The following is a 19,912-nucleotide window of genomic DNA, read 5'->3' as shown; positions in this document are numbered from 1 at the left end:
AAAATTTTATTCACTGACGCGAAATTCGGCATGTTTTTGATGTTTTTCTCGATACTGTTTTGGTGATAAGCCAACATAGCTCTTAAAGCTTCGGGCAAAATAGCTTTGTGAACTAAAACCGGCTTGCTCCGCGACTTGACCAATTGCTAATTCGCTATCGATTAGCTGTTTTTTTGAAAATTCTAAGCGAGTATTGCGTAAATAGTCAGAAGGCGTTTGCGAGTACAAGGCTTTCATTTTTAGTTGTAGCGCACGGGGACTTAAACATAACGCAGAGGCTAGTTGTTCAACCGAAAAACTTTCATCTTGATAATGGACTTGTACTACTTGCTTGAGCTTTTCTGTGAAGGAATAATCTTTATTTTGTACTGTTATTGGCGCTGTATCGCTATTCAGAGGAGCTGCCAGTTGTGCTGTTAGATGTTGGTTTAAAATATGTCTTAGATTAAGCAGGCCTTTTACTCTGCTTACTAGTAGAGTAGGCTCAAAAGGTTTACTCAAAAAATCATCAGCCAATAAATCCAGCCCTTTTAAGCGGCTGTGGGTATCTGCTTTAGCAGAAAGTAATAATACTGGGATATGGCTGGTGGCTGGGTTTGAACGCAGTGCTGCTAATAATTGATAACCATCCATATTTGGCATCATCACATCACTAATAATGAGTTCAGGCAGGTCTGTTTGGCATAAATCAAGCGCTTGCTGACCATCAGTTGCACAGATACAGTTAAACTCGTTATTAAATAAAGAAAGGAGCAGCTCTGCCATTTCCTCATTATCCTCAACAATCAGCAATGTCTGTTGTGAGGTAAGAACTTGCGTAGCACTATTAATGTGATTATCAGCACTTTCAACCATAGGCAATGATACAGTGAAGCAGCTACCTTCAGCGATTTTACTGCTTACACTGATAGAACCACCGTATTGTTCAACGAGTTGTTTTACTAAGCTCAGGCCAATACCACTACCTGGTTCAGATGATGCTACGCGAGTAAAGCGCTGAAAAACCGACTGCTGATGCTCACTGGCAATACCCACACCGGTATCCGTAATTTTAAACTGTAACGCTTGTTGCACTTCACTAAGGTGAATAGCGACTGTGCCACCTGCAGGGGTGTACTTAAGTGCATTGCTTATCAGGTTACTAAAAATCGAGTGAGCATGTTCAGGAGCAAGGTTAATCTTAAAGGCTTTAGTGGTGGTGTCAGTAAAGTTAAATTGCAGCTGTTTTTGCTCAAACAGAGGCCTGAAATCCGCCACTAAATCTGTTAAAAATGGCGTAATAGAATAGGGGCTGACAGTGTAAATTGCCGTGCTTGGGCGTTGACTCAATTGTAAAAGTTGATTGATTAGCTCTAGTAAGCGCTGGCAGTTACGTTTGATACTCGCTAATTGCGTTTGAGCTTGAGAGTCTGCATTGCTTCGCTGTAACTGACTGATCGGAGCGAGTATTAAGCTAAGTGGTGTTTTGAGTTCGTGGCTAATGTTATCTAAAAATTGATCTTTTAGTTTGTTTAACTCAATTTCGGTTTGCTTCTCTTGCTCTGCTAGTTTGCGCTTGTACAAAGCATTTAACACAAGCCAAGTCAGTACTAAAGCAAACGTAAAATAAATGCCGTAGGCTAATTTAGTTTGCCACCAAGGAGGCACAACAGTAAGCGCTAATAGCTGTGTACTGTCACTCCATTGGCCATATTGATCTTTTGCTTTTAGCAATAACTGGTAGTTACCAGCAGGCAATTGCGGATAGTTAATTTGCCTAAGGGATGCATCGGTATATAAGAATTGCTCATCAAAGCCAGCTAGCTTGTAGCCATATTGGTAATGTTTTGGAGTCGCACCATTTTTTAATGCACTAAATTTAAAGCCGATAACCCCCGCTGATTTTGCAAACGAGAATGTCTGAGTTGCACTAGCAAGGGTATTGGTTTGCTTATCAAAATGATTACTTTTAATTGCTCGGTTATTAAGTAATAACTCAGTTAACACTGGAGTCGGGGGAGTGTGCGATAAGGTTAGTTGCTCTGGGTAAAAATGATTGTAGCCATTAATACCACCAAAAAATAATTCGCCATCGTCTGCTTGAAAGCTCGCACCTAATATAAATGACTGGTGTTGAATACCATCTTCAGGCAAAAACTGCTGCATTTGCTGTGTGCTGGGGTTATAGCGAGTGAGTCCGCTATTGGTTGCAAGCCAAAGCGTGCCTTGTTTATCGGCAAGAATGTCAAAAACGTTGTCATTAGCTAATCCTTGCTGCTCAGTTATGTGTTTCACTGTGAGGGTATGTTTATTGACCTGATTCAAGCCTTGCATAGTGCCAACCCAAATGCTGTCTTCACTGAGTAATAAAGAGGTAACCATATTGTGGCTAAGCCCTGTCTCGCCTGAACCTTGCTCATCTAATAAACTAAATTGCTCTGTTGAGATATCGAGTTTATTGAGTCCTGCTCGGGTACCAATCCATAGTGCGTGCTCTTCATTGTCATAAGCCAAAGTAAATACGGTGTTGTTGGCAAGGCTATTTTGCGCATCATTGTGCTGATAGTGAGTCACCTTGGCAGAGGTTGGTTCAAAGCGGGTTAAGCCTTGGTTACTACCTAGCCAAAGTGCACCTGTTTTGTCGCTGGTAATTGCGTAAACACGATCACTGGCTAGCTGGTGGCTTTGCATGGTGAAAGTTGTAAACTCATCAAGGCTGTCTTGATACTTAATTAAACCGCCACCGTAAGTACCAACCCATAATTGCTGGTTAGCATCTTCGTGTAGGGCAAATATATTGTTATTAGGTAGGGCGTTTTTAAAGTGCTGATAACCAGACGTTGTTTTGCGGTTGAGTCCATCACGGGTGCCAACCCATACCTCACCATTGGCTCTTTTAACTATTGAACGAACAAAGTTATGACTTAACGAATTTGCTTGAGAGGTTTTTAATTGATGAGAGAACTGTTGCTGCTTAGGATCATAGCGGTGCACACCATAGCCATCAGTACCTAGCCAAATAATGCCTTGAGAGTCTTGAAAAAGAGAAAGCAGGTAGTCGCTGCTTAAGCCGTTGGGGTTTTGTTTGTCATGGCGATATTGAGTGAATTGCTCTTGTAAGTCAGCACCCGCAGGTAAAAGGTATAGACCTTGCCCGTAGCTTGTAAGCCAAAGGTTTTGCTGTTGGTCAATCAGGCTGTCTGTGATCCAGACGCCATTAAACTGTTCGATTTTTTCACTACTTTGCGTAGCTAAATTTAATATATAAAGACCTTTTTTAGCGCCAATAAGCAGCTTTTCGTCATTAAGTAACTTGAGATGCCAGAGCGGCATGGAGATCTGAGCATGCTGAGTAAATTGCTCAGTAATTGGGTCAAATGAAATAAGCCCTTTATCTGTGGCAAGCCAAATTAGTTCATCGGTAATAACAATGTCTCGAACCAGTGGCTGCGCTGACTTATAGTGAAAGTGTGTAAAGCTATTATTTGATACATCAAAACGGGTTAACTTACCGTGTTCGTGGCCTAGCCACAGAACATCATCTTTAGCTAACGCCATAGACCAAATTTTATCTTCACTTAGGCTTTCATTATGGTGTGTAGAAAACACCTCAAACAGACCGGTTTTAGGGTTGAGTCTATTAAGCCCTTTGCTTGCAGTCGAAAACCATAGCTGGTTTTTACTGTCTTTGACACAACCGGTGATCCAGTTCCCTGAAATGCTTTTATCATTACTGTTAGCTTTAAAACGCTTAAATTCATAACCATCAAAGCGATTTAAGCCACCTTGTGTGGCAAACCATAAAAAGCCTTGCTGGTCGGTGATGCTGCAAGTGATTGAATTTTGGCTGAGGCCTTGCTGACTGTTAAAAGTGCCTAGGTGTAAAGAACGTGCACTAGCCTGATTAGCTATCAACAAAATGAGGCATAACAATACAATATTAAAAGGGGATTTTAATAGCAGCACACTGATCCATGTTATTTCGTGTTCCTGTAATGGGTTTATGATAAACTGCTTTTTAATCAATGTTAATATTGATTTTTAAACGAACTGATGAGATTTTAACTAATGGGTATCTTTTACTCTTGTGTTAATGAATTGCGTAAGTATAATAGGCATCCACTTTGCAGGGGCGTAGTTCCAATTGGTAGAACAGCGGTCTCCAAAACCGACGGTTGGGAGTTCGAATCTCTCCGCCCCTGCCACTTTTTACACAATGTGTGCTAAGTCTGAAATTAAAAATCGGTTTAAACAAGTCAGTTTTTAAGTTTAGATTTTAATGGATTAACCCTGCCAGAGCGCAGGGTTGTTGTGTCTGTAGTTAAGGTAAAAATATTATGAGCACGAATGTAGAAACACCATCAAGTGCGATGGATTCAGTAAAGTGGATTGTAGCAATTGCGCTACTAGCAGGCGCAGTCGTTGGTAACCACATGTATGCAGACCAATCTGTATTATTACGTGCTATTGGTGTAGTGGTTGCTGTTGCAGCTGGTTTAGGCATTGCCTCACTAACTGAAAAAGGTCGTACTTTTCTTGCGTTTGCAAAAGAAGCACGTATCGAAGTACGTAAAGTTGTGTGGCCAACTCGCCAAGAAACAACACATACGACATTAATTGTAATGGTTGCAACTGTGATTATGGCGCTTATCCTTTGGGGATTAGATGGCATTTTATTCCGCGCAGTAGGCTTTTTAACTGGATTGGAGATCTAATCCCATGTCGGATGAGAAGAACGAAAAGAAACTACGTTGGTACGTAGTACAAGCTTTCTCTGGTTACGAGAAGCGTGTAGCACAAACTATTCTTGAGCACATCAAGATCGAAGGTTTGGAAGATAGTTTTGGTGAAGTATTAGTACCAACTGAAGAAGTTGTTGAGATGCGCGCTGGCCAAAAGCGTAAATCTGAGCGCAAATTCTTCCCAGGTTACGTACTAGTTCAAATGGACATGAACGATGCAAGCTGGCACTTAGTGAACAGCACTGCACGTGTTATGGGCTTCATTGGTGGTACGTCTGATCGTCCAGCGCCAATTAGCCAAAAAGAAGCTGACCGCATCTTAAACCGTCTTCAAGAGAACTCTGAAGCACCTAAGCCAGCTACATTATTCGAGCCAGGTGAAGTTGTTCGTGTTATCGATGGTCCATTTGCTGACTTCAGCGGTGTTGTTGAAGAAGTTGATTACGAGAAGAGCCGCGTGAAAGTGTCTGTTCTTATCTTCGGTCGTTCGACACCTGTTGACCTTGAATTTGGTCAAGTTGAGCAAGACAAGTAAGTAAAAAATTAAAGCAGCCAAAATCGTTTAATATTTTGGCAATATGCTTGAAAAAGGCCGCTGATTAACTTATAATCAGCGGCCTTTTTGTGTTAGGGCAAGTTCTAACTTGTTTTATCACTAAAAAGTGAGAACCAATTTTTAAACTGGGAAGCCGTTAGAGTACGCGTCCTCGCGCGCACAAGGCTATGACCCACCAAATGAGGTATTTATTATGGCTAAAAAAGTTGAAGCTATTATCAAGCTACAAGTTGCCGCTGGTATGGCTAACCCTAGTCCTCCAGTAGGTCCAGCACTAGGTCAACACGGTGTAAACATCATGGAATTCTGTAAAGCGTTCAACGCACGTACAGAATCTATCGAAAAAGGCGCTCCAGTTCCTGTAGTGATCTCTGTTTACGGTGACCGTTCTTTCACGTTCGACATGAAAACTCCACCGGCTGCTTACTTACTTAAGAAAGCTGCAGGCATCAAATCAGGTTCTGGCCGTCCTAACACTGAAAAAGTGGGTACAGTAACTCGTGCTCAACTTGAAGAAATCGTTGAGACAAAACGACCTGACCTTACAGCGGCTGATATGGACGCTGCAGTTCGCACTATCGCAGGTTCTGCGCGTGCGATGGGCTTGAACGTAGAGGACTAAGATAATGGCAAAATTAACTAAACGTATGCGTACAATCCGCGAAAAAGTGGATGTAACTAAAGATTACGAAATCAACGAAGCAGTTGCTCTTTTAAAAGAGTTAGCGACAGCTAAATTCGTAGAAAGTGTTGACGTTGCTGTTAACCTTGGTATCGATGCTCGTAAATCTGACCAAAACGTTCGTGGTGCAACTGTACTACCTAACGGTACTGGTCGTGAAGTTCGTGTTGCTGTATTCACACAAGGCGCTAACGCAGATGCTGCGAAAGAAGCTGGTGCTGAATTAGTGGGCATGGAAGATCTTGCTGAACAAGTTAAGAAAGGCGAGATGAACTTTGACGTTGTTGTTGCATCTCCAGACGCTATGCGTGTTGTTGGTCAACTAGGTCAAATCTTAGGTCCACGTGGTCTAATGCCAAACCCTAAAACTGGTACTGTAACTCCTAACGTTGCAGAAGCAGTTAAAAACGCGAAAGCAGGTCAAGTTCGTTACCGTAACGACAAGAACGGTATCATCCATACTACTATCGGTAAGGTTGATTTCACTGCTGAGCAACTTCAACAAAACCTTGAAGCTCTTATTGTTGCGCTTAAGAAGGCTAAACCTTCTCAAGCAAAAGGTACTTACGTGAAGAAAGTAACTATCTCTACAACAATGGGCGCAGGTGTTGCTGTTGACCAAAACTCTCTAAGCACAGTTGTTGCTTAATTAAGAGTTTACATGGCGCGAAATTTGAACTATAATTTTGCGCCATTTTGTTGAGAAAGTTAATTTCGAAACAAGTAAAGAATTCGGGTTGAAGTCCATAATTTCGTAATGCCTTCGGGTAAAAACGATAAATTGGACTTCCGTCCAAGACCGTAGGCGGCTTCGGCCTTAATATTTTACCTACGTAGACGGTGTGAATCCCCAGATAGATTTTTCCTAATCTTCTGGCTCTCGCCGTAAAAAGCATCTCCATCTTTGATGGGGAAGAGTAGAACAGGGAAGCCAATTTCGGCAACCCATTAAACCAGGAGTAACACCCATGGCTTTAAATCTTCAAGGCAAAAAAGCAATTGTTGCTGAAGTCAACGAAGCAGCCACTGGTGCTCTTTCTGCAGTTGTTGCAGATTCTCGTGGTGTAACAGTTGGTGCTATCACTGCCCTTCGTAAAGAAGCTCGTGAAGCTGGTGTATGGATGAAAGTTGTTCGTAACACTTTAGCTAAACGTGCTGTTGAAGGTACAGATTTTGAGTGCCTTTCTGACTCACTTGTAGGTCCAAGCTTAATCGCTTTCTCTTCAGAGCACCCAGGTGCTGCTGCGCGTATCTTCAAAGATTTCGCGAAGAAGAACGAGAAATTCGAAGTTAAGACGGCTGCATTTGAAGGTAACGTAGTAGACGCAGCTATGCTAGCAACTCTACCTACTTACGACGAAGCTGTTGCACGCTTAATGAGCGCTATGAAAGAAGCGTCTGCAGGTAAATTGTGTAAAACAATTGAAGCAGTACGTGTACAGAAAGAAGAGCAAGCTGCTTAATTTTAAGCTGTTTTTTTGTTCACTTTCGGTGTAATATTTTTTTTGGGCTATATTTAGTCCGTAATAATTAGGAAATTTGTAATGTCTGTAACTAAAGACCAAATCCTTGATGCTATTGCTGAAATGTCAGTAATGGACGTTGTTGCTCTAGTTGAAGCAATGGAAGAAAAATTCGGCGTAACTGCAGCTGCTGCTGTTGTTGCTGGTCCTGCTGCTGAAGCAGCTGAAGAAAAGACTGAGTTCGACGTAATCCTTACTGGCGCTGGCGCTAACAAGGTTGCAGCTATCAAAGCTGTACGTGGTGCTACTGGTCTTGGCCTTAAAGAAGCTAAAGCACTTGTTGAAGCTGCTCCTGCACCTATCAAAGAAGGTGTATCTAAAGAAGAAGCTGAAGCACTTGCAAAAGACCTTACTGAAGCTGGTGCTGAAGTTGAGGTTAAGTAATCTAGCTTACGCTAGGTTCGCTGCCTGAGTAATCAGGCAAGGGCTGGTGATTATTTAATCACCGGCCTTTTTGCGCTATAGAGCGATGCAATCCTGTAACGCAAATAAAATCTAATTTTCTCTTTACTTTCAAGTTGTTACCTAGTTTGGTGTTGAAAGTGTCAGAGCAAAATAGAACAACAATTTAATGTTGTACATCTTGGCTTAGATGCCAGTTAAGTCTGTTCTTACAAGAACAGGTCGGGTCAAAGATCAGCAAGCTGAGGAACCCCATGGCTTACTCTTATTCTGAAAAGAAACGTATCCGTAAGGATTTTGGTAAACGTCCACAAGTTTTGGATATACCTTTCTTACTGTCGACGCAGTTAGAATCGTTTAAAAAATTCTTAGTCCCTGACGCTGATGGCGATCACGGTTTGGAAGCTGCTTTCCGTTCTGTGTTTCCTATCAAAAGCTACTCGGGAAATTCTGAGCTTCAATACGTAAGTTATCGTATTGGTGAGCCAGTATTCGATGTAAAAGAATGTCAAATTCGCGGTGTGACTTATTCTGCTCCACTTCGCGTAAAATTGCGTCTTGTGGTGATGGACAAAGAAGCACCAGGCACAGTTAAAGACATTAAAGAGCAAGAAGTTTACATGGGCGAAATTCCGCTCATGACTGATACCGGTACCTTTGTTATCAATGGTACAGAGCGTGTTATCGTTTCTCAGCTACACCGTAGCCCTGGTGTATTCTTTGATAACGACCGCGGTAAAACTCACTCGTCAGGTAAAGTACTTTATAACGCGCGTGTAATTCCTTACCGTGGTTCATGGTTAGACTTCGAGTTTGATGCAAAAGATAACCTTTATGTACGTATTGACCGTCGTCGTAAATTACCGGCGTCAATCATCCTACGTGCACTTGAGTACTCAACGGATGAAATCCTAGAGATATTCTTCGATACAACTGCGTTTGAAGTTGCTGACGGTAAAGTTCTTATGGAACTTGTTCCTTCACGCTTACGTGGTGAAACTGCCGCTTTTGATATCAAAGGCGAAGACGGTGAAGTCCTTGTTGAAGCGGGTCGTCGTATTACTGCGCGTCACATCAAGAACATCGAGAAAAAAGGTATTAACCAATTAGAAGTACCGCATGAGTACATCATTGGTCGTGTTGTAGCTAGAAACTATGTTGATGAGTCAACTGGTGAGATCATCGCAAACGCGAATGATGAGCTATCACTTGAGCTAATGGCTGAATTGGTTAAAGCAGGTCACACTAAGATTGATACACTATATATCAACGAAGTGGACAGCGGCGCCTACATGTCAGATACATTACGTATCGACACAACAAGCAACCGTTTAGAAGCATTAGTAGAAATTTATCGCATGATGCGCCCAGGCGAGCCACCGACGAAAGACGCGGCTGAAGCCTTATTTGATAACTTGTTCTTCTCTGACGAGCGTTACGATTTATCAACAGTTGGTCGTATGAAGTTTAATAGCCGTGTAGGTTATGACTCAGATACTGGCCCTGGCACATTATCGAAAGAAGACATCGTAGCTGTTATGAAAGTGCTTATCGCTATTCGTAACGGTGTTGGCGATGTTGATGATATCGACCACTTAGGCAACCGTCGTATCCGTAGTGTTGGCGAAATGGCTGAGAACCAATTCCGCGTTGGTCTAGTACGTGTTGAGCGTGCTGTACGTGAGCGTTTAAGCTTAGGTGACCTTGACGCTGTAATGCCACAAGATCTTATTAACGCTAAGCCTATTTCGGCTGCGGTTAAAGAGTTCTTTGGTTCATCTCAGTTATCACAGTTCATGGACCAAAATAACCCGCTTTCAGAAGTAACGCACAAGCGTCGTATTTCTGCATTAGGCCCGGGTGGTTTAACACGTGAACGCGCTGGCTTCGAGGTTCGAGACGTTCACGTAACTCACTATGGTCGTGTATGTCCAATCGAAACGCCTGAGGGTCCAAACATCGGTCTAATTAACTCATTGTCTACGTACGCACGTACGAATGACTATGGTTTCTTAGAAACACCTTACCGTAAAGTGGTAAACGGTGTAGTTACTGATGAAGTAGATTACTTATCAGCCATTGAAGAAGGTCAGTTTGTTATCGCTCAAGCGAACTCAAACTTGAACGAAAACAATGAGTTTGTTGATGAACTAATTCCATGTCGTCACAAAGGTGAATCAACCTTTATGGGCAAAATGGACCAACAATATATGGACGTATCACCACAACAGGTGATCTCTGTAGCGGCAGCACTTATCCCGTTCCTAGAACACGATGATGCTAACCGTGCATTGATGGGTTCAAACATGCAACGTCAAGCCGTACCAACACTTATCGCGGACAAACCGCTGGTAGGTACAGGTATCGAGCTTACACTAGCGAAAGATTCTGGTGTAACTATCGTTGCTAAGCGTGGTGGTGAAGTAATGTATGCGGATGCAAGCCGCATCGTTGTAAATGTACATGAAGATGAGCGTATTCCAGGTGAAGCGGGCATCGATATTTACAACCTTACTAAATACACTCGCTCAAACCAAAATACATGTATTAACCAAAAACCAACTTGTATGGTTGGTGAGCCGGTAACACGTGGTGACGTATTAGCAGATGGTCCTTCGACTGACTTAGGTGACTTAGCACTTGGTCAAAACCTTCGCGTGGCATTCATGCCATGGAACGGTTATAACTTCGAGGATTCAATCCTACTATCTGAGCGTGTAGTTCAAGAAGATCGTCTAACGACTATCCACATTCAAGAACTACAATGTATCGCACGTGATACTAAATTAGGTCCTGAAGAGATCACAGCAGATATCCCTAACGTAGGTGAGTCTGCACTAGGCAAGCTTGATGAGTCAGGCGTTGTTTATATCGGTGCTGAAGTTAAAGGCGGCGATATCCTAGTAGGTAAAGTGACTCCGAAAGGCGAAACGCAATTAACACCAGAAGAAAAGCTACTACGTGCTATCTTCGGTGAGAAAGCGTCAGACGTTAAAGACAGCTCTTTACGCGTACCAAACTCTGTAACTGGTACCGTAATCGACGTACAAGTTTTCACCCGTGACGGTGTTGAAAAAGATAAGCGTGCGTTAGAAGTTGAAGACATGCAGCTTCGCGAAGCGAAGAAAGACTTCAACGAAGAGTTCCGTATCTTAGAAGCAGGTGTATTAGACCGTGCTCGTAAGCTACTTGTTGACGCAGGTCTGAACGCAGATTCAATTGTATCACTAAATGCTGAAAAGCTGCTTACTCAAAGCCTTGCTGAAGAAGACAAGCAAGCTGAACTTGAGCAACTAGCTGCCCAGTACGATGAGCTTAAAGCTGAATACGATAAGAAGTTTGAAAACAAACGTCGTAAGATCACTCAAGGTGATGACCTAGCACCAGGCGTACTTAAGATTGTTAAAGTATACCTAGCTGTTAAACGTCGTATCCAACCGGGTGATAAGATGGCGGGTCGTCACGGTAACAAAGGTGTTATCTCGACTATCGTACCAGTAGAAGATATGCCATACGATGACAAAGGTCGTACGGTAGACATCGTTCTGAACCCGCTAGGTGTACCATCACGTATGAACATCGGTCAGATCCTAGAAACACACATGGGTCTTGCTGCACGTGGTGTGGGTGAGCGTTTAGAAGAAATGATGAAAGAGCAGCGTGAACTGCACGAAATCCGTAGCTTCGTTAAGAAAGTTTACGAATTAGGTGATTGTCGTCAGAAAGTTGATATCGACTCGTTCTCTGATGATGAAGTTCGTCGCTTAGCTGATAACTTGAAAGGTGGTTTACCGATCGCAACTCCAGCCTTTGATGGTGCTCGTGAAAGCGAAATCAAAGACTTACTAGAGCTTGGTGGTTATCCAAGAAGCGGTCAAGTTACACTTTATGATGGCCGTACTGGCGATCAGTTCGAACGTCAAGTAACTGTTGGTTACATGTACATGCTGAAACTTAACCACTTGGTTGATGACAAGATGCACGCACGTTCAACTGGTTCTTACAGCCTTGTTACTCAGCAGCCGCTGGGTGGTAAAGCTCAGTTCGGTGGCCAGCGTTTCGGTGAGATGGAGGTGTGGGCACTAGAAGCTTACGGTGCTGCATATACTCTACAAGAAATGCTAACAGTGAAATCGGATGACGTGAACGGTCGTACTAAGATGTATAAGAACATCGTAGATGGTAACCATAAGATGGAACCAGGTATGCCAGAATCGTTCAACGTATTGTTGAAAGAAATCCGCTCACTGGGTATCAACATCGAGTTGGAAGAAAATTAAGCCATTTAGGTGCGGCGTAAGCCGCACCTGTTAGGCCGAATAGAATGTAGGGGCGATTGGTTCGCCCTCAAGATTAACCTCCGACAGGAGAGCTAAGGTGAAAGACTTACTTAAGTTTCTGAAGCAACAAAATAAGACCGAAGAATTCGATGCAATTCGCATTGGTCTTGCTTCGCCAGATATGGTTCGTTCATGGTCATACGGTGAAGTAAAGAAACCTGAGACAATCAACTACCGTACTTTCAAGCCTGAGCGCGACGGCTTATTCTGTGCCCGTATTTTCGGCCCAGTGAAAGATTATGAGTGTTTATGTGGTAAATATAAGCGCCTTAAGCACCGTGGTGTTATTTGTGAAAAGTGTGGCGTTGAAGTAACGCTTACTAAAGTGCGTCGTGACCGTATGGGTCACATTGAGCTTGCGAGCCCTGTTGCGCACATTTGGTTCTTAAAATCATTACCGTCACGTATCGGCTTAATGCTAGACATGACACTTCGTGACATCGAGCGCGTACTTTACTTCGAATCATTCGTAGTAACTGAGCCTGGTATGACAACGCTTGAGCGTGGTCAGCTTTTAGGTGAAGAAGAGTACCTAGATGCACTTGAAGAGCACGGTGATGAGTTTGAAGCGAAGATGGGTGCAGAAGCAGTATTAGACTTGCTTCGTGAACTTGATCTTGGCCAATTAATTGCTGAAATGCGTGAAGAGTTACCAACAATTAACTCTGAAACTAAGCGTAAGAAGATCACTAAACGTCTTAAATTAATGGAATCTTTCCACCAATCAGGTAACAACCCTGAGTGGATGATCATGACAGTACTTCCAGTACTTCCGCCTGATCTACGTCCATTAGTACCACTAGACGGTGGTCGTTTTGCGACTTCTGATCTGAATGACCTTTACCGTCGTGTTATTAACCGTAATAACCGTCTTAAGCGTCTATTAGATCTAGCAGCACCAGACATTATCGTACGCAACGAAAAACGTATGTTACAAGAAGCGGTAGATGCGCTACTTGATAACGGTCGTCGCGGTCGTGCGATCACAGGTTCTAATAAACGTCCTCTTAAATCGCTTGCTGATATGATCAAAGGTAAGCAAGGTCGTTTCCGTCAGAACTTACTTGGTAAACGTGTAGATTACTCTGGCCGTTCTGTAATCACAGTAGGTCCTACGCTTAAACTACACCAGTGTGGTCTTCCTAAGAAGATGGCACTTGAGCTATTCAAACCATTTATCTACGGCAAACTAGAGCGTCGCGGCATGGCTACGACTATCAAAGCTGCTAAGAAGATGGTTGAGCGTGAAGTGGCAGAAGTATGGGATGTATTAGACGAAGTAATTCGTGAACATCCAGTATTACTTAACCGTGCACCAACACTTCACCGTTTGGGTATCCAAGCGTTCGAACCTGTGCTTATCGAAGGTAAAGCGATCCATTTACACCCATTAGTTTGTGCGGCGTACAACGCTGACTTCGATGGTGACCAAATGGCGGTACACGTACCGTTAACGCTTGAAGCACAGTTAGAAGCACGTGCTCTAATGATGTCTACAAACAACATCCTATCTCCAGCGAATGGTGAGCCAATCATCGTTCCTTCACAGGACGTTGTATTAGGTCTTTACTACATGACTCGTGATCGCATCAATGCGAAAGGCGAAGGTACTGTATTTAAAGATCCTAAAGAAGCTGAAAAAGCATACCGCAGTGGTAATGCTGAGCTACATGCGCGCGTAAAAGTACGTATTAGCGAAACAGTTAACAATGAAGAAGGTGAAGCAGTTGAGCAAGTATCTATTGTTGAAACAACAGTAGGTCGTGCAATTCTTTCACTAATCCTACCTAAAGGCATGCCGTTTGAGTTAATCAACCAAGCCCTAGGTAAGAAACAAATTTCTGGCTTATTAAACGAGTGTTACCGTCGTCTAGGTCTTAAAGATACCGTTATCTTTGCTGACCAAGTAATGTACACAGGTTTCCACTACGCGATGAAGTCAGGTGTTTCAATCGGTATCGATGACTTAGTTATCCCACCGGTTAAAGCAGAAATCATTGAATCAGCGGAAGCTGAAGTAACTGAAATCAACCAACAATTCCAATCAGGTCTTGTAACGGCTGGTGAAAAGTACAACAAAGTTATCGATATCTGGTCACGTGTAAATGAAAACTTATCACGTGAGATGATGGCGAACTTATCAAAAGACACTGTAATCAACGCGAAAGGCGAAGAAGAAGAGCAATCTTCATTTAACTCAGTGTTTATGATGGCAGACTCAGGTGCACGTGGTAGCGCCGCTCAGATCCGTCAGTTAGCGGGTATGCGTGGTCTAATGGCACGTCCAGATGGTTCAATCATCGAGACACCAATCACGGCGAACTTCCGTGAAGGTCTAAACGTACTACAGTACTTCATCTCAACGCACGGTGCGCGTAAAGGTCTTGCCGATACAGCACTTAAAACAGCAAACTCGGGTTACTTAACGCGTCGTCTAGTAGACGTTGCACAAGACTTAGTAATCAACGAAGACGACTGTGGCACAGAAGATGGCTTAACAATGAAACCGCTTATCGAAGGTGGTGACGTTGTAGAAGCACTTCGTGAACGTGTACTAGGTCGTGTTGTTGCTGAAGATGTATTAATTCCAAATACTAACGAAGTACTTGTTGAGCGTAACGTTATGCTTGACGAAAAACTGTGTGACCTTTTAGAAGAGCACTCAGTGGATGAAGTACGCGTTCGTTCAGTAATCACTTGTGATAATGACTTTGGTGTATGTGCTAAGTGTTACGGTCGTGACCTTGCGCGTGGCCACATCATCAATCCAGGTGAGTCAGTAGGTGTTATCGCGGCACAATCAATCGGTGAGCCGGGTACACAGCTTACGATGCGTACCTTCCACATCGGTGGTGCGGCATCTCGAGCGTCTGCTGAAAACAGTGTACAAGTTAAAACTAACGGTACATTGAAGTTACACAATGCGAAGTACGTATTAAACACAGACGGTAAGATTGTTATCACGTCTCGTTCAACAGAGATCACTATCATCGATAGCTTTGGTCGTGAGAAAGAGCGTTATAAAGTTCCTTACGGTGCTGTGTTAGCAGTACAAGATAATGCAGAAGTTCAAGGTAACGATATCGTTGCTACTTGGGATCCGCATAGTCACCCAATCGTTCTTGAGCACAAGTCAAAAATCTCGTTCAGCGACATTGATGACTCAAATACCGAAGCACAAACAGACGAGTTAACTGGTTTAACACGTGTGGTTGTTAAAGACTTAGGTAAAGCGAATGCGAAAGAACCTAAACTAATCATCGAAAGCGATGAGCGTGGTCTGCAAGAAACACGTCTTCCTTCATTCACAACGATTGAAGTAACAGACGGTGCAACTGCAAACCCAGGTGACGTACTTGCACGTATTCCGCAAGAAGGTTCGAAGACTCGTGATATCACGGGTGGTCTACCTCGCGTAGCTGACTTATTCGAAGCACGTAAGCCGAAAGATCCTGCAATCCTTGCAGAAATCACAGGTACTATCAGCTTCGGTAAAGAAACAAAAGGTAAGAAGCGTCTTGTAATCACTCCAGCTGAGGGTGACGCATACGAAGAGATGATCCCTAAATGGCGTCAACTTAACGTGTTCGAAGGTGAGCAAGTGTCTAAAGGTGAGGTTATCGCCGATGGTCCAGAATCACCACATGACATCTTACGCCTACGTGGTGTAACTCATGTAGCTAACTACATCGTTAACGAAGTGCAAGAGGTTTACCGCTTGCAAGGCGTTAAGATCAATGACAAGCACATTGAGACAATTATTCGTCAGATGCTACGTAAATGTATCATCCTTGACGGCGGTGACACTGAGTTCTTAGCCGGTGAACAAGTTGAAGTGGCACGCGTTAATATCGCGAACCGTGAACTTGAGAAGCAAGGCAAGATCCCAGCGAAGTTTGAAATCCAGTTAATGGGTATCACTAAAGCGTCACTTGCAACAGAATCTTTCATTTCTGCAGCATCGTTCCAGGAGACAACTCGTGTCCTAACTGAAGCCGCTGTAAATGGTAAGAGCGATGAGCTTCGTGGTCTGAAAGAAAACGTAATCGTGGGTCGTCTGATCCCAGCTGGTACAGGCTTTGCGTATCACCAAGACCGTTTAAACCGTCGCAAGCAAGGTGAAATCGTTGAAGAGCAAACAGTAAGCGCTGAAGAGGCAACTCAAGCACTAACTGACGCACTAAACGCAGATATCTCTGGAAACCAATAATCTCAACTTAATCAATAGATTAAGAAATCGTAAGGCAGTTATCTTCTGCCTTACGATGAGTTAAGGTTGACAGGTTAAACTTTGCTCATTAAAATTCCGCCACCCATTTGCCTGCACGTTTTGTAACGAGCATGTAAACAGGGCGGATTTTTTATTTTTTCAGTAGTAATTTTAATTTCAGGAGCTATTTAAATGGCAACTATTAACCAGCTAGTGCGTAAGCCACGTCGTAGCAAAGTTACTAAAAGTAACTCAGCTGCACTTAAAGCTTGTCCGCAAAAGCGTGGTGTATGTACTCGTGTATATACAACTACACCTAAGAAACCAAACTCTGCATTACGTAAAGTAGCGCGTGTTCGTTTAACTAACGGTTTCGAAGTAACATCTTACATTGGTGGTGAAGGCCACAACTTACAAGAGCACAGTGTAATCCTAATCCGTGGTGGTCGTGTTAAAGACTTACCAGGTGTGCGTTTCCACACTGTACGTGGTGCACTTGACTGTGCAGGCGTTAGCGACCGTCGTCAAGCTCGTTCTAAATACGGTGCTAAACGCCCTAAGGGCTAATGGTTCTCCGTTAGTAAGGCCAAGCACTAAATTTTTAAATTAATTGTTTTGGGTATTGACTCTAAAAGAGCAAACCTGAAGATACCGGAGATACAAAATGCCTAGAAGACGCGTAATAGGTCAACGTAAAATTCTTCCAGATCCTAAGTTCGGATCGGAACTTCTTGCTAAATTCGTTAACGTAGTAATGTTAGACGGCAAGAAATCTACTGCTGAAAAAATCGTTTATGGTGCGTTAGACGTGGCTGCTGAGAAATCAGGCAAGTCGCACCTTGAAATCTTTGAAGCTGCACTTGAAAACGTTCGCCCACAGGTAGAGGTTAAATCTCGCCGTGTTGGTGGTTCAACGTACCAAGTACCAGTTGAAGTACGTCCAGTACGTCGCAACGCATTAGGTATGCGTTGGTTAGTAGACGCTGCACGTAAGCGTGGCGAAAAATCTATGGGCTTACGTTTAGCTCAAGAAATCGTTGACGCTGCTGACAACAAAGGCACTGCGGTTAAGAAACGTGAAGACGTTCACCGTATGGCTGAAGCGAATAAAGCATTCGCTCATTACCGTTGGTAATCTGCCCTTAACCTTTAAGAGGATCATATGGCACGTACAACTCCACTTGAGCGCTATCGCAATATCGGTATTTGCGCTCACGTAGATGCAGGTAAAACCACCACAACAGAACGTGTTCTGTTCTACACGGGTCTTTCTCATAAGATCGGTGAAGTACATGATGGTGCTGCAACTATGGATTGGATGGAGCAGGAACAAGAGCGTGGTATCACAATCACTTCTGCTGCAACAACGTGTTTCTGGAAAGGGATGGACGCTCAATTTGACGACCATCGCATCAATATTATTGATACACCAGGACACGTAGATTTCACTATCGAAGTAGAGCGTTCTTTACGCGTACTAGATGGTGCGGTAGTTGTTCTTTGTGCTTCATCTGGTGTACAGCCGCAAACTGAGACAGTTTGGCGTCAAGCGAACAAATACGAAGTTCCTCGCATGATCTTCGTAAACAAAATGGATCGCACTGGCGCTGACTTCTTAACAGTTGTGGACCAGGTGAAATCTCGTCTTGGAGCAACGCCTGTTCCAATTCAGCTACCAATTGGTGCTGAAGACGACTTTAAAGGTGTTATTGACCTTATTAAGATGAAAGCCATTAACTGGAATGCCGAAGATCAAGGCATGACTTTCACTTATGAGGACATTCCGGCAGAGCTTCTGGAGCTTGCAGAAGAATGGCGTTCTCACATGGTTGAGAGCGCTGCTGAAGCATCAGAAGAACTAATGGACAAATATCTAGAAGGTGAAGACCTGACCGAAGCTGAAATTAAAGCAGCTTTACGTCAGCGCACATTAGCAAACGAAATTGTTCCAATGACGTGTGGTAGTGCATTTAAGAATAAGGGTGTTCAAGCTGTGCTTGATGCTGTTATCGAATATATGCCTGCGCCAACACAAGTGAAACAAATCCAAGGTATCGTTGAAGATGGTACTGAGGAAGAACGTCCTGCTGATGACAACGCACCGTTTGCCGCACTTGCTTTTAAGATTGCGACAGACCCGTTCGTTGGCACCTTGACCTTCTTCCGTGTTTACTCTGGTACTGTTAAACAGGGTGATGCGGTATACAATCCAGTTAAAAGTAAGCGTGAGCGACTTGGTCGTATCGTTCAGATGCATTCAAACTCACGTGAAGAGATCAAAGTAGTCTACGCAGGCGACATCGCAGCGGCTATTGGTCTTAAAGACGTAACAACAGGTGAGACACTGTGTGATCCGAACTCAATTATTACGCTTGAGCGTATGGAGTTCCCAGAGCCAGTTATCTCTGTTGCGGTTGAGCCTCGCACAGTAGCTGACCAAGATAAGATGGGAATCGCGTTAGGTAAACTAGCGGCAGAAGATCCATCTTTCAGAGTACAAACTGACGAAGAATCAGGCCAGACTATTATTTCTGGCATGGGTGAACTTCACCTTGATATCATTGTCGACCGTATGAAACGTGAATTCAGTGTTGAATGTAACGTTGGTAAGCCGCAGGTAGCATACCGTGAAGCTATCCGTTCAGCTGTTGAAGTTGAAGGGAAGTTCGTACGTCAATCAGGTGGTCGTGGTCAATATGGTCACGTCTGGCTTAAACTTGAACCGATGGATATTTCGGATGATGAAGCGCCAACTTACGAGTTCGTTAACGAAATCGTTGGTGGTGCCGTTCCTAAAGAATACATCCCTGCGGTAGACAAAGGCATCCAAGAGCAAATGTCTCAAGGTGTGCTTGCTGGCTACCCATTACTTGGCGTTAAAGCGACTCTATATGATGGTTCATTCCATGATGTAGACTCGAATGAAATGGCATTTAAGATTGCAGGTTCAATGGCGATGAAGAAAGGTGCGCTTGAAGCAAACCCAGCTCTTCTAGAACCAGTAATGAAGGTTGAAGTTATCACTCCTGAAGAAAACATGGGTGATGTAGTTGGTGACTTAAACCGTCGCCGCGGCATGATCGAAGGCATGGAAGAAGCATTCGGTGGTCTTAAGCAAATTAATGCGCAAGTACCACTTTCTGAAATGTTTGGTTATGCAACTGATCTGCGATCTGCAACACAAGGCCGTGCATCTTACTCTATGGAGTTTTTGAAGTATGCAGAAGCCGCTAAAAACGTTGCAGATGCAATAATTGCAGCTCGCGCTGTTATATGATTTAGCTTGTCTGGCCCAATAGTGGGTCAGGCGTTAATTTCTTTATAGGAATTTTTTAAGATGGCAAAAGAAAAGTTTGAACGCGTAAAACCGCACGTAAACGTTGGTACAATCGGCCACGTTGACCACGGTAAAACAACTCTAACAGCAGCAATCACTAACGTACTTGCAAAAGTATACGGTGGTGTAGCTAAAGACTTC

13 protein-coding genes and 1 tRNA gene are annotated in these 19,912 nt (G+C 43.4%); 13 read left to right on the top strand and 1 reads right to left on the bottom strand.

The window, feature by feature from the left end; genetic code table 11:
* Positions 1–6: 6 nt before the first annotated feature.
* The gene (locus tag WA256_RS19510; protein ID WP_335993010.1) at positions 7–3,945 is read right to left on the bottom strand and encodes a hybrid sensor histidine kinase/response regulator transcription factor; all 3,939 of its coding nucleotides are present in this window, start codon (positions 3,943–3,945) and stop codon (positions 7–9) included.
* Positions 3,946–4,107: 162 nt separating this feature from the next.
* On the opposite strand from WA256_RS19510, the gene WA256_RS19505 reads away from it, so the two are divergent.
* The 13 genes from WA256_RS19505 to WA256_RS19445 form a co-directional block, all read left to right on the top strand.
* Positions 4,108–4,184 (top strand) — tRNA-Trp (locus tag WA256_RS19505).
* Positions 4,185–4,316: 132 nt separating this feature from the next.
* Positions 4,317–4,694 carry a preprotein translocase subunit SecE gene (gene secE / locus WA256_RS19500; protein WP_036971579.1) on the top strand — a complete coding sequence of 126 codons (378 nt, stop codon included), beginning with the start codon at positions 4,317–4,319 and terminating at the stop codon, positions 4,692–4,694.
* A gap of 4 nt (positions 4,695–4,698) precedes the next feature.
* Entirely contained in the window at positions 4,699–5,256 is a 558-nt protein-coding gene (nusG, locus tag WA256_RS19495) for a transcription termination/antitermination protein NusG (RefSeq protein ID WP_054554826.1), read from the top strand.
* A gap of 214 nt (positions 5,257–5,470) precedes the next feature.
* Positions 5,471–5,899, top strand: coding sequence for a 50S ribosomal protein L11 (gene rplK, locus WA256_RS19490; RefSeq protein WP_054554827.1), 429 nt, complete (start codon positions 5,471–5,473; stop codon positions 5,897–5,899).
* A 4-nt stretch (positions 5,900–5,903) separates the two neighbouring features.
* Positions 5,904–6,608: a 50S ribosomal protein L1 gene (gene rplA, locus WA256_RS19485; RefSeq protein ID WP_054564002.1), complete on the top strand. Its 705-nt coding sequence runs from the start codon at positions 5,904–5,906 to the stop codon at positions 6,606–6,608.
* 319 nt (positions 6,609–6,927) lie between these two features.
* On the top strand, positions 6,928–7,422 hold the full coding sequence (gene rplJ / locus WA256_RS19480; RefSeq protein ID WP_054554829.1) for a 50S ribosomal protein L10: 495 nt from the start codon (positions 6,928–6,930) through the stop codon (positions 7,420–7,422).
* An 81-nt stretch (positions 7,423–7,503) separates the two neighbouring features.
* Positions 7,504–7,866 carry a 50S ribosomal protein L7/L12 gene (gene rplL, locus WA256_RS19475; RefSeq protein ID WP_054554830.1) on the top strand — a complete coding sequence of 121 codons (363 nt, stop codon included), beginning with the start codon at positions 7,504–7,506 and terminating at the stop codon, positions 7,864–7,866.
* Between the two features lie 272 nt (positions 7,867–8,138).
* Positions 8,139–12,164: a DNA-directed RNA polymerase subunit beta gene (rpoB, locus tag WA256_RS19470; protein WP_335993004.1), complete on the top strand. Its 4,026-nt coding sequence runs from the start codon at positions 8,139–8,141 to the stop codon at positions 12,162–12,164.
* Between the two features lie 97 nt (positions 12,165–12,261).
* On the top strand, positions 12,262–16,434 hold the full coding sequence (gene rpoC, locus WA256_RS19465) for a DNA-directed RNA polymerase subunit beta' (RefSeq protein ID WP_062564380.1): 4,173 nt from the start codon (positions 12,262–12,264) through the stop codon (positions 16,432–16,434).
* 192 nt (positions 16,435–16,626) lie between these two features.
* On the top strand, positions 16,627–17,001 hold the full coding sequence (rpsL, locus tag WA256_RS19460) for a 30S ribosomal protein S12 (protein WP_002958885.1): 375 nt from the start codon (positions 16,627–16,629) through the stop codon (positions 16,999–17,001).
* Between the two features lie 97 nt (positions 17,002–17,098).
* Positions 17,099–17,569, top strand: a complete 471-nt coding sequence (rpsG, locus tag WA256_RS19455) for a 30S ribosomal protein S7 (protein WP_054554834.1) — start codon at positions 17,099–17,101, stop codon at positions 17,567–17,569.
* Between the two features lie 27 nt (positions 17,570–17,596).
* On the top strand, positions 17,597–19,711 hold the full coding sequence (gene fusA, locus WA256_RS19450; RefSeq protein ID WP_054563999.1) for an elongation factor G: 2,115 nt from the start codon (positions 17,597–17,599) through the stop codon (positions 19,709–19,711).
* 60 nt (positions 19,712–19,771) lie between these two features.
* Positions 19,772–19,912 (top strand): GTP-binding protein (locus WA256_RS19445; RefSeq protein WP_244664431.1); only part of this gene is annotated, 141 nt, incomplete at its 3' end.

This window comes from Pseudoalteromonas sp. CH_XMU1449-3, assembly GCF_037027245.1.
Taxonomy (GTDB): domain Bacteria; phylum Pseudomonadota; class Gammaproteobacteria; order Enterobacterales; family Alteromonadaceae; genus Pseudoalteromonas; species Pseudoalteromonas shioyasakiensis.
Note: the sequence above shows the minus strand (reverse complement) of the source record. Positions and strands in the feature narration are given on the sequence as shown.

Coding starts and splice junctions, on each gene's coding strand:
- nusG (WP_054554826.1), top strand. CDS start 4,699: ATGTCGGATGAGAAGAACGAAAAGAAACTACGTTGGTACGTAGTACAA.
- rpsL (WP_002958885.1), top strand. CDS start 16,627: ATGGCAACTATTAACCAGCTAGTGCGTAAGCCACGTCGTAGCAAAGTT.
- rplJ (WP_054554829.1), top strand. CDS start 6,928: ATGGCTTTAAATCTTCAAGGCAAAAAAGCAATTGTTGCTGAAGTCAAC.
- secE (WP_036971579.1), top strand. CDS start 4,317: ATGAGCACGAATGTAGAAACACCATCAAGTGCGATGGATTCAGTAAAG.
- fusA (WP_054563999.1), top strand. CDS start 17,597: ATGGCACGTACAACTCCACTTGAGCGCTATCGCAATATCGGTATTTGC.
- rpoB (WP_335993004.1), top strand. CDS start 8,139: ATGGCTTACTCTTATTCTGAAAAGAAACGTATCCGTAAGGATTTTGGT.
- rplA (WP_054564002.1), top strand. CDS start 5,904: ATGGCAAAATTAACTAAACGTATGCGTACAATCCGCGAAAAAGTGGAT.
- rplK (WP_054554827.1), top strand. CDS start 5,471: ATGGCTAAAAAAGTTGAAGCTATTATCAAGCTACAAGTTGCCGCTGGT.
- rpsG (WP_054554834.1), top strand. CDS start 17,099: ATGCCTAGAAGACGCGTAATAGGTCAACGTAAAATTCTTCCAGATCCT.
- rplL (WP_054554830.1), top strand. CDS start 7,504: ATGTCTGTAACTAAAGACCAAATCCTTGATGCTATTGCTGAAATGTCA.